The organism is Geomonas sp. (assembly GCF_056994735.1).
The window spans coordinates 1-14671 of sequence record NZ_JBXKJL010000438.1; the positions used below are offsets into that span (position 1 = coordinate 1).

The 14671-nt window shown below is 63.4% G+C and carries 12 protein-coding genes; all 12 read right to left on the reverse strand.

Annotation, left to right across the window (positions count from 1 at the left end):
• Nucleotides 1-12 precede the first annotated feature (12 nt).
• Nucleotides 13-714, reverse strand: coding sequence for a cytidylate kinase-like family protein (locus AC11W3_RS19135; RefSeq protein ID WP_484088914.1), 702 nt, complete (start codon nt 712-714; stop codon nt 13-15).
• 55 nt (nt 715-769) lie between these two features.
• Entirely contained in the window at nt 770-1753 is a 984-nt protein-coding gene (locus AC11W3_RS19140; protein ID WP_484088913.1) for a hypothetical protein, read from the reverse strand.
• Nucleotides 1754-1769: 16 nt separating this feature from the next.
• Nucleotides 1770-2999 (reverse strand): cation:proton antiporter, encoded by a 1230-nt coding sequence (locus AC11W3_RS19145; protein WP_484093556.1) that lies wholly within the window; start codon nt 2997-2999, stop codon nt 1770-1772.
• A 32-nt stretch (nt 3000-3031) separates the two neighbouring features.
• Complete coding sequence (locus AC11W3_RS19150) at nt 3032-4750, reverse strand: SulP family inorganic anion transporter (protein WP_484093557.1); 1719 nt, start codon at nt 4748-4750, stop codon at nt 3032-3034.
• 67 nt (nt 4751-4817) lie between these two features.
• On the reverse strand, nt 4818-5528 hold the full coding sequence (locus tag AC11W3_RS19155; RefSeq protein WP_484088910.1) for a potassium channel family protein: 711 nt from the start codon (nt 5526-5528) through the stop codon (nt 4818-4820).
• Nucleotides 5525-6982 (reverse strand): efflux transporter outer membrane subunit, encoded by a 1458-nt coding sequence (locus AC11W3_RS19160; protein ID WP_484093558.1) that lies wholly within the window; start codon nt 6980-6982, stop codon nt 5525-5527. Before AC11W3_RS19160 ends, AC11W3_RS19155 begins: the two co-directional genes overlap by 4 nt.
• Nucleotide 6983: 1 nt before the next feature.
• Complete coding sequence (locus AC11W3_RS19165; protein ID WP_484088908.1) at nt 6984-10202, reverse strand: efflux RND transporter permease subunit; 3219 nt, start codon at nt 10200-10202, stop codon at nt 6984-6986.
• 15 nt (nt 10203-10217) lie between these two features.
• Complete coding sequence (locus AC11W3_RS19170; RefSeq protein WP_484088907.1) at nt 10218-11441, reverse strand: efflux RND transporter periplasmic adaptor subunit; 1224 nt, start codon at nt 11439-11441, stop codon at nt 10218-10220.
• A 265-nt stretch (nt 11442-11706) separates the two neighbouring features.
• The gene (locus AC11W3_RS19175) at nt 11707-12777 is read right to left on the reverse strand and encodes a hypothetical protein (RefSeq protein ID WP_484093559.1); all 1071 of its coding nucleotides are present in this window, start codon (nt 12775-12777) and stop codon (nt 11707-11709) included.
• Between the two features lie 73 nt (nt 12778-12850).
• Nucleotides 12851-13249 carry a SemiSWEET family sugar transporter gene (locus tag AC11W3_RS19180; RefSeq protein ID WP_484093560.1) on the reverse strand — a complete coding sequence of 133 codons (399 nt, stop codon included), beginning with the start codon at nt 13247-13249 and terminating at the stop codon, nt 12851-12853.
• A 52-nt stretch (nt 13250-13301) separates the two neighbouring features.
• On the reverse strand, nt 13302-14393 hold the full coding sequence (gene ydiK / locus AC11W3_RS19185) for an AI-2E family transporter YdiK (protein ID WP_484088904.1): 1092 nt from the start codon (nt 14391-14393) through the stop codon (nt 13302-13304).
• Between the two features lie 90 nt (nt 14394-14483).
• On the reverse strand, nt 14484-14671 hold a 188-nt coding region (locus AC11W3_RS19190; RefSeq protein ID WP_484093561.1), incomplete at its 5' end, for a hypothetical protein.

Consider the following 14671-nt stretch of genomic DNA (forward strand, 5'->3'; position numbering starts at 1 on the left):
TCTGCCATGGTGTCACCTCTCGTATTTTTTGAAGACCATGTCGGCGATGGTCCCGGCGATCAGCTCCTTCCTCAGCTTGCTGTTATTGAAGATCGCATGGTAGTAGCGAGGCTCGTGTTCGTCCGCGTCCAGCAGCTTGCGGATCACCTTATCCTTCTCTTTCTCCTTGTCCATCACCACGACCGCCGCCTCCTCTTTCGATATCTTCATCTGCCGGGCTATGCGGCGCACCTTGAATTCCTCTTCCGCTATCAGCCGGAAATGGAAGCAGTTTTTCATCGCTTTCGTGATGATGGCCGCCCCCAGGCCGACGAAGACCGCGTGCCCCGCGGTGGCGATCATCACCACCTGCTCGCAGAGGAGCTGGTAGTAGTCCGCGTCGGTTTTCCAGTGCGGTGAGAGGGTGGCGAACATGTCATCGAGCCAGCGGGGCTTGTTTCCCAGGGAGAGCATGACGTTTTCCGAGATGTGGTGTTCCCTGGCGACCGCATCGAGGAGGGAGAGGTCGGCCAGGAGCCACGGTTCCCCCGTTATCTTCTCCCCCAGCCTAACCAGCTCTTCGGCGACCGGGTACGCCTCGCAGCCGAATTCGCGGGAGATGGTGATGGCAGGTTTGGGCGGGGCGCCGGCAACCAGCGATTTGGCACGGCCGCTCAGTTCGTGGTAGGCCCTTAGCCTCTGTTCAACCGATGTGGTAAGCGATGTTTCTGGCATGACAGCCTCCTTTGCCGCTTGTGAACATGATCCGTGAGCCATGACTTGGTTTTTGTCAGGCTTCAGGGATCCCTCTTCGCAGTTCCTCACCCTCTAGAGAAACCAGCGTCACCACCAGGGTCCGTCCTTCCGCGTTCTGGAGCACGCTCAGCTTCAGTTCCGGGGCGTCGTCCGCGGCTTCGCTGTGCTTGATCCCCATGCGGTCGACGAAGATCGTTTCGCTCCTCCCCCGCAGGTACTCTTGGGGGTGTCCCAGCACATCGGCGACCACCTCCAGGTAGGTCTGCAGCATGCGGTCATCGCCGCCCAGCTCCTGCAGCTGCGCCTCGAGCCGCCCCAGGCGCTCCTCCACCTCGGCCGTGTTGATACTCTCAGACCCCTCGGCCAGCTCGAATCCCCAACCCTCCCGCTCCAGCAGGTTCAGCTTGGCCTGCAGGAGCGCGCGCCGCCTTTCCAGGTCGCTCCGCTCCCATTTCACCTCGGACAGGCGCCTGAGCGCCAGGGAGAGCAGATGGTCGTAGGCCCGGCGCATGAGAAGACGGCGTGTTTCCCCTTCCTCCCCCGTAGGGTCGAGAAAGCGGTGGGCGTCGAAACTGACCGTCACCTGGGGGACATCGCGGATCACGACGTCGCCGGAGAGCGCCGCACCGAAGACGCCCTTCTCCTGTTTCTCCATCGCCATCAGGGCGATGACCTCGGGAGATCCCCCTTCCGGCCCCTGGATGAATTCGGCCAGGGATGGGTCCCGCTCGACGATCCTTTTCATGTCGAGGGCGGAGATGAAGAAGCTCTTGATATGGAGGTTCTCGCCGTAGTGTTGGAGTCGTAGCGGCACCGGCGGCGGCAATCCCTCCACCAGCGCCACCACGTGATCGATGGCGCGGATGACCGCGGGCCTGAGCCTTTTCTTGTAGCCGGATGCGGCGCGCAACTGCGGGTCCGTCGCGTCCACCGCCCGCTCGATAGCCTCCGTGACGAGCGACTCCGGATAGCTCCCCTGGTTGACCTGCCCAAAGATGGATTGCAGGAAGCGCAACATAGTTAGTCCCCCCGAGTTATTCGCCTCGCGCCTGCTCCTTTTCGGGAGCCGCAGCATCCAAGGCGTCCACGCTGCGTGCATAACGTTCGATTCCGGGCAGAGCGCTCATGCCGTGGGCGAAGATACTGAGCATGACGGTCGCTATCACGGTCAGCCTGATGGTATCCTCGCCGGGGAGTCGCGCCTCCTCCTCGAGGTAGACCAGGCCGAGCACGATGGATGCGAGCCCCCGCGGGCCGAACCAACCCATGAAGAGCACGGTTGACCGGCTGAGCCCGGTTCCGACCAGGGCGGCCGCCACCGGGAGCATCCGCACCGCCGTCAGGCTGAGTATGGCGTAGAGCAGGTGTGGCACCTCGATCCGCGGGAACGAAAATACCGCGAAGAGCCCGAAAAAGAAGAAGACGAAGTAATCGAAGAGCTGTCCCCAACCCTCCGCGAACTCGATGCTGTTGGTGCCGGCACCCCTGAAGCCTACCCGGACCATCATCCCCGCGACATAGGCGGCAATGAAGACGCTGCCGCCGACCGGCTTGCAGGCCAGGATGGTGAGAATCGGCAGCATCACCAGGCCGAGCTGCTGGACGGATTCGGCCATCCATTCCCTGCGGCCGGCCAGCCCCAGGAGGAATCCCCCCGCCAGCCCGATGGCGAGCCCCACCAGCGCCCCCATCCCCAGCTGCTCTCCGATATACCGTAAGAGGACGTGCCCGCCACCCTGGGAACCCGCCTGGGAGACGGTGATGAAAAACATGAGAAAGGGGACCGAGAGCCCGTCGTTCAATCCCGCTTCCACGTCAAGGGCCTGGCGGATCCGCTTCGGCACCCGCGGACTCTGTACGATGACCTGTCCCAGCCCGGCATCGGTCGGGGCCAGGATGGCGGCGATGATTCCCGCCTCCCACAGCGACAGTGCGGGGAAGAGGAGACGCGCGGCGAGAGTTCCCAGGACGATGGTCAAAAGCATCCCGACGCTCAGCAGCCGAAGCGGCAGCCTCTGTTTGGTCTGCAAGGTCTTGAGATCGATCTGGCTGGCATCGGTGAAAAGGAGCATCACCAGCCCCAGTTCCGCCAGTTTCAGTACGCTTTCCCGCTCCAGGTCGATCTGGTGTTCGGGCAGGGCGAGGATGAACAGCATCCCCGCCAGGGTGAAGAGGATCGGGGCCGTGAGGACAGTGCGCTCCAGGCGTTTGGACACCAGGGTGTAGAGAAAGAGGGTCAAGACAAAGACAGTGGCGATGGCCATGGGTCACCTTCCCTTATTACGCATCCCTTGCATCAGCCGCTGCAGGCGGCCCCCACCCCGATCGCGTTCGGAGTCGGATTACCCTCCTGCTGCAGATATGCGGTTACAGCCCCATCCAGGGTGAAGAACATCCTTTCCCGCCCCAAGCGCGTCCACAGGGTGGAGCGCTGCACTACCGCGACCACCTCCGGGTTCATCGCCACCAGCCAGAGCAGGGTACCCGCTTCGCGGAGCTTCTCCTCCCCGTCGTTGAGCATCCTGAGCGCGGTGTATTCGAGCTCGGGGACCACGCTCAGATCGAGGACCACCACCTTCGGGTTGTAATCGTAGAGGAGCCTCCACATCTGCTGTCCGACTCTCTGGGCGTTGGCGAAGTGCAAGGTCCCCTCGGGGCGCAGCAGCAAGATACCTGGGAAGACCTCGTCCTCCGGGTGCTCCGGGGAGAGGGGACGGAAGACGCCGGTTCCCGGCTTTCTCCCCAGCACGTGGACAGGGTGGGTATTGGCGTGGACGATGAGACCTACCAGGGAAACCAGCACCGCCACCAGCAGCCCGTTCAGGGTCCCGAGCACCATGACCCCGGCTGCGGCGATGAGAGCCCAGCGGAACTCCATGGTCCTGACCTGCCTGATGGCGCGAAACTCGGCGGGACTGATCAGGCCGATGCTGGCCACGATGACGACCGCAGCCAGGGTGGCATTGGGCATCAGGCCGAAGAGGGGGGCCAGGAAGAGGAGGGTGGCGACGATGACCAGGGCGCAGACCACCCCCGATAGCTGGCTGCGTGCCCCGGCACCTTCGTTCACTGCCGTCTGCGAGGTTCCCCCGCCACCCGGCATGATGTGGAAGAAGCTGCCGGCGAGATTGGCCACCCCCGTCGCCACCAGTTCCCGGTTAGGCTCGGGGATGGGGTCCCCCCTGTGGAGGAAGGCACGCCCCGCGGCCGCCGTCTCGACGAAACTCATGAGGGCTATCCCGAGGGCCGCCGGCCAGAGCGCGCCCGCCAGGGAGAGGTCGGGAAGGGTGAAGGGAGGGAGCCCCGCCTGGACCGTGCCGACCAGCGAGATCCCGGCATTTTGGAGGCCCGCATAGGCGGAGAGGGCAATGCCGACGGCCACGGTGCAAAGGGGCGCCGGCACCCGGGGGGTGAAGTGTTCCAGCCCCAGCATGAGGAGGAGCATGACCCCCGCGAGGAGCATGGTGGGGATCGAGGTCTCGGGGAGGTGGTTGATGATGGAGGCGATGTCGCGGAAGAAACCGGCTTTGGCGATGTGGATCCCCAAAAGCTTGGGGACCTGGTCCAGCACGATGACCAGACCGATGCCGGCCTTGAAGCCGGTGAGGACAGGGTCGGAGATCAGGTTGGCGACCACCCCCAGGCGGAGGAGCCCCCCCAGCACCAGGAAGCACCCCACGAGCAGCGACAGGGTCGCCGATACCGAGAGGAGGGAGGCGGCATCCCCCCCGGGGGCGGTCTTGCCGATAACGGCCGCGGCCAGGATGGCGATGGTGGAACTGGTCGTAACACTCAGCAGGCGGGAGGTCCCCAGCACGGCATACACCACCAGCATCACCAGCGAGGTGTAGAGTCCCACCACCAGGGGGAGCCCAGCGATGGCGGCATAGGCCATGGCCTTGGGAATGACCACCGCCGCGGTCGTTACCCCGGCGATCAGATCGAAACGGAGCCATTCTTTCCGATACGATCTCAGCCACTCCACCATCGGCAAAAGGTTACTCTGTTTTTCCATGGTCTGCCCTTGCCTTTACCTGTGAGGCCACAGCCAACCGGGCGGGCCCCTGCGCCCACTGTCGACCCTAGGGCGCCGGCCCGCTGATGCCGCGGTGCGAGACCTCAAGGGAGACCAGGCGGGCGAGGAGCGTAGCCGGGTAGAGCTGCCCGGTCAGCGCCTCCAGGATGGCGAACATGCGGGAAACGACATGCGTGGGGGTGATGTCGCCGTAGCCCAGGGTCGCCAGGGTGACGAAGCTGAAATAGGTGATGTTCTCCTGCCGGTCGGCGCTGTACCCGCCGCCGACTTCGGGGAGACTGAAGGCATGCGGCAGCGTCTGGTCAAGAAGGCCGTAGAGGATGGCCCAGGTGATGCCGAACAGGAGATAGGCGGCTATCGCCCCTCTGATCCGGTGCACGGTGACCGGCTTGTCGTCCCTGAATACCTTGAAGAGGATCCCGACGGTCAGCAGGATCATGAAGACGAGCGATGCCAGGCTGCTCCAGCGCAAAACCGCGGCCGAAGGGGTGATGTGCGTCATCCACCGCAGGACGATGGCCGCGAAGGCCACCACACCGGCCAGGAACCTGATCGCAAAGTTGGACGACAAGTTGACCACCCCGGCCACCATCAATAGCGACATGAAGAGACTGGTGAGCGTGTTGACCAGCGTCCCTTCGACGAACGGGGCGAGAAAAAAGGCCATAAAAAGGAGATAGAGAAAAGCCGAAAGACCCTCCTCCCCCAGCCAGAAATCGGCCGACCTTCTGGCTATGGCGGAAAGGGAAAGGTTCATTTGCCCTGGCCCTCGACCGGCGGAGCGCCGATCGGCTGGACCGGGCTTGGTGCCGTCAGCCGGTCCGCCTCGGTAACCCATCCCCCCCCCATCGCCTTGTAGAGATTGGCGTAGGAGGTAAAGAGCGAGGCGCGCAACTGGGCGAGATTGAGTTCGGCGGGGAAGAGCTGCTGCTGGGCGTTGAGCACCGTGAGATAGGGGGCGTAGCCGCCGTCATACTGCAGCTTGGCAAGCCGCTCGTACTCCATGTTCGCCCTGACCAGCCGTTCCTGGGCCTGGACCTGGCTGACCAGTTTTCCCCGCGTGCTGAGGGCGTTTTCCACATCGGCAAAGGCGCTCTGGATCGCAGCCTGGTAGCCGATGAGCGCGGCCTGCTGGGACGCTTCGGATTGCCGGACCTGGCCGGAGATGGCGCCGGCGGTGAAGATCGGCCCGGTGAAGGATCCGGAGTAGCTGTAGATCCGGGACGGCCCCTTGAACAGGTCCGAGAGCTTGTCGCTCTCGAAGCCGAAGCCGCCGGTGAGCGAGATGGTCGGGAAATAAAGGGCCTTGGCCGCGCCGATCTGGGCGTTGGCGCCGATCAGGTTCTGTTCGGCCTGGGCCAGGTCCGGGCGGCGTTCAAGGAGCTGCGAAGGCAGGCCGGCCGGAACCTCGGGTGCGGCCAGTTGATAGATCGTCTTACCCCGCGCGATCGGGCCGGGGTTACGGCCGAGGAGGATCGACAGGGAGTTCTCTAACAGCACGATCTGCGATTCCAACTGCGGAACCACCGCCGCCGCGGTCTCGTACTGGCTCCGGGCCTGCTCGACGATCATCTGGCCGATCTGGCCGTACTTGAATTGCAGTTCGAAGAGATTGACCGATTCGCCATAGGCGGAGAGGTTGCGCCTGGCGATGGCCAACTGCTCGTCGAGACCGCGCAATTGCAGGTAGCTTCCTGCGACCGAGGCGACCAGGGAGAGGATCACCCCCCGGCGCGCCTCCTCGGTGGCAAGGAGGTTCGCGCGAGCGGACTCGGTGAGGCGCCTGACCCGCCCCCACAGGTCGAGTTCCCAGGTGACGCCGCCGAAAAGCTGGTAGGTGGTGAACGGGTTGGAGACACCGGGCGCGACCGGTATGGCATCGTTCTCGCTGAGGCGCTGCCGGGAGACGCTGCCGGCGTAGCTGGCCTGGGGAAAGAGGGGGGCGCGGGTCTGGGTGAGGAGGCCTGCGGCCTGCTCGACGTTGGCGGCGGCGATCTTGACGTTCTTGTTATTGGCCAGGGCCTCGGCGACCAGCCCGTCCAGCACCGGGTCCTGGAAACCCTGCCACCATCGGGTATTCGCCGTGTCGCGCGCCTCCTTCTCCTCGAAATGGAAGGACTGCGGGATGTCAAGTGCGGGGCGGCGGTAGTCCGGGCCCACCATGCATCCGGTCAGGGAGGCGACCAATGCGAGCATGAGAAGTCTGTACATGTCACTCACCCCCTTCGGGAAGAGTTACAGCTTCACGCCCCTTAGGGGCGCTTGCGCCTGGATGGTCAGAGGGCGGAGACTCTTCGGGAGCAGGCGCCTTCTTCTTCTTGCGCTCGGCGAGCCTGTCGAAGATGTAGAAGAAGAGCGGCACGTAGAGCATGGCCAGGGTGGCCTCCCCGATCATCCCCCCCATGATGCCTGTCCCTATGGAGTGGCGGGCATTGGCGCCGGCGCCGGTGGCGAGGGCCAGCGGCAGCACGCCGAAGATGAACGCCAGCGAGGTCATGATGATGGGGCGGAACCGCTCCTCGCCGGACTTGACCGTGGCGTCCATGATGGAGAGACCCTGCTCGCGCAACTCGACGGCGAAGGTGACCCGCAGGACCGCGTTCTTCGCCCCCAGGCCGATCAGCACCAGGAGACCGATCTGGAAGTAGACATCGTTGCTTAAGCCCCGCATCCAGTTGAACGCCAGGGCGCCGAGGATGCCGAAGGGAACCGCGGTCATGACCGAGCCTGGCAGGGTCCAGGACTCGAACTGGGCAGCCAGGAGGAGGAAGACGATGACCAGGCCGAAGGCGAAGGCGGCGGCCGAGGTCCCCCCCGATTTCTTCTCCTCGTAGGCCATGCCGGACCAGGCAAAGCCGTAGCCTTGGGGGAGCACCTCGGTCGCCACCGCCTCCATGGTCTTCAGCGCCTCACCGGAACTGAATCCCGGCGCGGCGTTCCCCGTCACCTGGGCCGCCGGGAAGCCGTTGAAATGCGGTATCAGGTCGGGGTTGGTGACGTAGGTGGTGGTCACCAGGGCCGACAACGGCACCATCTGTCCGTTGGTCGACCGCACGTAGAGCCGGGTGATGTCGGCAGGGGTCTTGCGGTAGGGAGCGTCGGACTGGAGAATGACATTCCAGACGCGGCTGTACTCGTTGTACTGGCTGACCTGGATCGAGCCGAACTGGGCCTGCAGGGCGCTGTAGACGTCCGCGACCGGCACGCCGAGCAGCACCGCCTTGGATCGGTCTACTTCGGCCCGCATCTGCTGCGAGGCGGCGCGGAAGGTGGTGTTGAGGCCGGTTAGCTCCTTGCGCTGCCGGGCCTTGGCGAGGAACTGCTGGGCGAGCTCGTTAAGGCGCGCCGGGTCCCCGCTCCCCTTGTCCTGAATCCAGAACTCGAACCCGCCGGTGGTGCCGATCCCCGGGATCGCCGGCGGCGCGATCGGTATGGTCGTCCCATCCTTGATGTTGCGCGCTTTTGCGCCGATATCGCGCAAAACGGCCTCGGCGTTCTCCTTGCGGGCGCGCTCCTTCGAGGAGTAACGCTCCTTGAACTCTTTGAGCGTCACGAAGAAGGTCGCCACGTTGGGCTTGTACTGGCTGTCGATCAGGCTGTACCCGTTGATCATGTTCCGGTTCTCCACGGCCGGATTCTTGGCGAACAGCTCGTCCACCTTCTTGGCCATCTGCACGGTGCGGTTGAGACTCGCCGCGTCGGGCAGAATGAGCTGCGTGAAGATATACCCCTGGTCCTCGTTCGGCACGAAGCTCGTCGGAATGGTCCTGAACAGGTGCACCAGCGCCCAGATCATCACGGCAAGTAGCACGAAGGCCACCGACATCCGCTTGATCATGAGCACCACGGCGTCGCCGAACTTGAGGGTGAAGCGGTCGAACCCGCGGTTGAACCAGGCGAAGGGCCCTTTCTGCGGGGGTGGCTTGTGCTTCAGTATGGCCCCGCACATGGCCGGGGTAAGGGTGAGCGCCACGAAACCGGAAAGGGCCACGGAAACGACGATGGTGATGGCGAACTGCTTGTAGAGCTGCCCCGTTGTGCCGGGGAGGAAGGCGGCCGGGATGAAGACCGAAGCCATGACCAGCACCACCGCGACCAGGGAGGTACTGATCTGCTCCATGGCTACGATGGTCGCCTCCTTGGGGGGGAGATGTTTCTTGGCCATGTTGCTTTCCACGTTCTCCACCACGACAATCGCATCGTCGACCACCATGCCTATCGCCAGCACGATGCCGAACAGCGTCAACAGGTTTATGGAGAACCCCATGGCGAGCATCCCTGCGAAGGTGCCGATCAGCGAGACGAAAACGGCGACCGTGCAGATGATGGTGGACCGGAAGCTCTGCAGGAAGAGATAGACGACGAGCACCACCAGTATGATCGCCTCGAAAAGGGTATGGATCACCTCTTCGATGGAGAGCCGCACGAATTCCGTGGTATCCAGGGAGATGGTGTACTCGATGCCGGCGGGGAACGTCTTCTTCATCTCATCCATGACCTGGCGGACCCCCTTCGACACTTCGAGTCCGTTGGCTCCGGCCTGCTGGTAGATGATGATGGGGGTCGCAGGCGCTCCGTTTAGCCGGTTGTCGTCGATGTACTGCCGGCGGCCGGCTTCGGCGCGGGCGACGTCCTTGACGCGGACGATGGCGCTGCCGTCCGGGCTGGCGCGCAGGATGATGTTCTCGTACTCGGAAGGCTTGATGAAGGGGGCCTGGGTGACCACGGGGAAGGTCATCTGCACCTTGCCGTCGTTTGGTTGCGATCCCACCTGGCCCGCCCCGAACAGGGCGTTCTGATTGGCAACCGCCGTCTGGATGTCGTTGGTCGTGATGCCGAGGGAGGCCATCCGGTCGGGGTTCATCCAGATCCGCATCGCCTGGTCAGGCACCCCGAATATCTGCGCCTGGCCGGCGCCGTTCACCCGCTTGATGGCGTCGAGCACGTACACGTTGGCATAATTGGTCACATATTCGGGGGTGTAGCGTCCATCCTTGTTGAACAGCGAGATGATCATCAGGGGGGTGGACGACTTCTTCTGCACCGAGACGCCGTACAGCTTGACGGCCTCGGGAAGCTGCGGCATCGCCAGGTTCACCCGGTTCTGCACGTCCACCTGCGCGATGTCGGGGTTCGTTTTTAGGTTGAAGAAGACCGTTATGGTTAATTGGCCGGTATTGGAACTGGTCGAGGTCATGTAGAGGAGGTTGTCGGCGCCGTTTATCTGCGCCTCGATGGGCGCCGCGACCGAATCGCCGACCGTTTTCGAGTCGGCGCCGGGGTAGGTGGTGGTCACCTGGATCTGCACCGGGGTGATCGTCGGGTACTGGGCGATCGGCAGGGCCTTCATCGCCACCAGGCCGGCCAGCACGATGATGAGCGAGAGGACTGTCGCGAAGATCGGCCGCTCGATGAAGAACTTGGAAAACATGACGCCCCTCCTCTGTCAGTCGGCCTTCTTCGCCGGGGTGGGGTTCGGTTCGGCAGCCTTCGCCGGGCCGGACGCGGGCTGAGTTCCAGAGCTCTTCACCGTCACAACCATGTCGGGGCGCAGGGCAAGGCCGCCATCGACGACAACCCTGTCGCCTGCCCTAAGACCTTCGGTTATGAACCAGTCATCCCCCGTCAGGTCGCCCACCACCACCGGTCGGTATTCCGTCTTGCTCTGATTGTTCACGACCCAGACGAAGTGTCCCTTGGCCCCCTGCTGCACCGCCCTTTGCGGGACGACGATCGCGTTCGGCCTGGTGGCTCCCTTAAGGCGTGCACGCACGTACTGGTTCGGGCGCAGCACACCATTAGGGTTGGCAACGCTGGCACGAAGGAGGAAAGTACCGGTCTTCTCATCGTAGGACGGCGCTGCGAAGGTGATTTTGCCGGTATAAGGAAAGACGGAGCCGTCAACCAGCACCACCTCGACGACGTAGTTGTGGTTCTTCGGGGGGCGAATCTGACCCTGGGCAACCTCGTCGCGGTATTTCTTCAACTCGTTCTCCGAGAGGCTGAAGTTTACCCAGATGGGGGAGAGTACCGCCACGGTGGTGAGCTGGCTGTTCAGCGTATTGAGGTAGGCGCCGTCTTGCTGCTTGGCAGCGCCGGTGATGCCCGTCACGGGGGAGGTTATGGTGCAGTATGAGAGGTCCAGCTGCTCGGTCTGCAACTGGGCCTTGGCCATCTCCACGGCCGCCCGCGTCGATTCATAGGCGCCTGTGGCGTCGTCCAGATCCTTCTGGGAAAGGGCGTGTTTTTCGGTGAGGGGCCTGGTGCGCGCAAGGTTCAGGCGCGCCGTTTCCATGGCCGCTTTCTGCCTCGCCAGAGCCGCCGCAGCCGCGTCGACCTGCGCCTGGAACGGTTTCTTGTCCATGTAGAAAAGTACGTCGCCCGCCTTTACGATGCTCCCCTCGGTATAGACACGTCTTTCGAGAAAGCCGTTCACCCGGGCCTGTATGTTCACCTGGCGCGAGCTCTGGGTCTGGGCGACATATTCGAAGGTGATCGGCGTGTCCCTGGCGACCACTTCGGTCGCTATTACCGTCGGCGGCTGAGGCGCGGCCGCCTCCTGCTTTTTATGACAGCCGGTCGCAGATAAGGTCGCAAGACAGAAGAGGGTGCCGGTAAAAAGACGCGACGCGGCACCAACCCGCAGAGATAGAAACTGGAAGTCGTTCATGTTATCTCCCTTTGCTCCGGCAGGAATCGATGCAGGCGGCTTCCCTGCCGCGTGTGAGATACATCTGCGAACATTTTTACTTTTCCAGAAACATGCCATCGCCCGCTCCTCGCTCCAGGGCTCCCAATGCGCTGATGTTAAAAGAGATTTCCCGATCCGGCCGCTCCCTGGCCGGGCCGCGAACCCAAGCGGGGACGGGATATCATCCATAGGACGATATTTCGTCCCGCACTCTTCCAACCGTCGCCGATCTCTAAATTATCCCTCACCCCCCGGCATTGATGGTGACGACCGGAGCCCCCTCCTTGCCGCCTGTCTCGGTGAGGGTCATTGCGAACATCAGGAAGGAAAAGAGTTTTTTGGAGCGGTAATCCCGGTCGTCGATCCAGAACCAGTGGTCCCGGTAGGGGACGGCGGCGAAGTCGTCGCCGGGCTTCTCCTTGGACCAGAGGATACGTATCATGGTCCCTTTGATCCCTTCGCCCTCCGGCACCATGGTGGCTGGAACCCGCTGCTCCGAGACGTGCTGGGGAGGGACTTCCACGGTCGAGGAAATGTCGCTCAGTATCTCGATGATCGAGCGGGTCAGCAGGGCAACCTCCTTGTCGTTGCTTGGCGCCGAACCGTAGACCACCCTGAATTCGCCCGCATCTTCCTTCAGGCCGAGGAGCCGCCGCACCTCTCTCGATTCCTTCTCCACCTCGGGGTCCACGCGCTTGCGGAAGGCCATGACCAGGGCGTTGCGGTCTTCCTCCTTTTTCACCCGCAGGGCGACCGCGCCTGAAGCCTGGATGCGACGGAGCTTCTCGATGAGCGGATAAAACTCCGGGTCGGCCCGCCGCGCACGGGCGGAGCCCCCGAACTGGTTCTGAATGCCGTTTACTGAGTGGACCATGATCCGGAAGACGAGGTCCAACGGGTACCCCCCTTCGACCAGGCTCATGACGGTCGCGGGGGCTACCGGGGTCATCAGGTTGCGGGCGAATTTCTCGCCGGTCAGCGGGGTGTAGGTGATGGTGGGGCGGTCGATGAAATTCCCCTCGACGCCGACTCTCTGGTTGTTGCCGCTTGGCGGGAAAGACCAGCCGAAGGAGGCGTTCAGGTCGGTCTGCAGCTGGTACTGGTTGATGATGGAGGCGACATCGAGGAAGATGGGGGCGTCGCCGTAGCGTATCTTGACTATGTTGAGGAGCATCTGCCTCTTCCACGACTCGGAGACAGCCGTGGTGTAATCGAAGCGGTCGCGGGCGACGGTAGCCGGCCCGAGCCCGGTGCAGGCGGTGAGGGCCGTGCAGATTGCCGCCGCCCCCAGAGCGGAAACCAGTGATTTCCTCATGATACATGCTCCTTTCCTTGCCCGCTGCCTCACAGCCGGTACTCCAGAGGCCTTTAACGCGCAGGAGATCCCTTCACTGCTTTGCCTGCCTCCTCTCCCTGCGGGCGAATCGAAGATAGGCGATCACCGTGGTGAGGTTGATCCCCACGCCGACCAGGTTCCAGACCACGACCGGCCGCGAAACGATCAAGAGGCCGTAATAGACCCAAAGGACCTGGAAAACCGCCATGATCCCCGCCATGGTCGGACTGAAGCCGCTGCTCGACCGCCGCTTCATCATCTTGACCAGGTCGGGCACGGCGGCAAAGGTCGTTCCGAATCCCGCCACCACGCCGACGATCTCGGAGCGTTGAAACTGAGGAAGGAGCAGGCTCGATGTGTCGTGCGTCAACGGCTCACACCCCCAGAGCAGGAGCACGCTCAGCAAGAGAGCCCCACGCGTGACTACGGGCATGGCATCCCTCTTCGACATGGTCACCCCCTTTGGCTGGTAGACGGCACATCAGGAATCGTCAGAACTCCTTTCATTCCGCGCGCCCCTCTTCCGGCGGGGACTCTTCCTGCTCAGGCTGGACCATCGTGACCCAGGCCTGGAGGAGGTTGTAGGTCACGGCGAGCATTACCGGCCCGATGAAGAGCCCGATCACTCCGAAGGCGATCAGCCCTCCGATGACGCCGGCGAAGATTAGCAACAGCGGGAGATCCGCCCCTTTCTTGATGAGAACGGGGCGGATGAAGTTGTCGATGGTGCCGACGAAGATGGTCCAGACGATCATGACGCTCCCCCAGACCGGCTGGTCGTTGTAGTAGAGCCACACGATTACCGGGATGAGCACGAGTCCGGGGCCGACCTGGGCCACGCAGAGGACGAAGATCACGGCGGTGAGGATCATGGCGGCCGGAATCCCCGCGACGAGAAGCCCTATGCCGGCCAGAACCGACTGGATGATGGCGGTGAGCACAACACCGAGCGCCACGCCCCTGACGGCCTTGCCGGCGATGATGGCGGCGTCCTCGCCGTAGCCACCGCTCAGTTTCCGGGCGAAGAGCAGCACCCCGGTGGCAGCCTTCTCGCCTGTGGTGAAGAGGACCGCGCTGATGATCACGGTAAGGAGGAACTGAACGATCATCATCCCCATGCTCCCCGCCTGGGAAACGAGCCACTTTCCGATGTCTCTGGCGTGCGGAGCGAGGCGCTGGGCCAGCTCTCCCTGGCCGAGGGTGATCTGCCGCCACTGGGCGGTGACCTTGGGTCCGATGACGGGGATTTGCTCGAGCCAGGCCGGTGGCTGCGGCAATTTGAGGGTGGCGAGCGATTTTGCCCAGTCGACGATCTCGTCGGACCTCTCGATGATGCTGATGATGGAGAGGGTCAACGGGACGATGAGCAGCAGCAGCAGTGCCACCGTCATCGCGGTGACAGCCAGCCACCGCTTTCCGAGGAGCCTCTTCTGTACGCGAAGCATGAGCGGCCAGGTCGTCACCACGATCATGGTTGCCCAGACCAGCGCGGTGAGGAACGGGCGCAGGATCCAGAAACTCGAGGTGATGAGGATGCCGATGAAGAGCACGGCCAGCGTGGTGCGTACGATGTCAGCCTGTTTTCCGGGGGTCATGTGGGCAACCTCCCTGTTCGGTCTTCTGTCCGGCCGGTACGGCAGTCGAGCCCCTGCCGTGGTCGGTGCGGCGGTATACCGGCCGCTGTCTTAGGGCTCGCCCGCCCGATGGAATGGCTGACGAAGGCCACCATCGGGCCGGACTGAAAGAACCGCGGCCACCTCCCTGCAGGAGCCGATGGCCGCGGCCTGGTCGTCGGGGAAAAGGGTTCCGCCGTTAGCTATTTCTTTTCCACGGAAATGGCGACCGCCCTGCGATAGGTTATCTCGATCTGGTC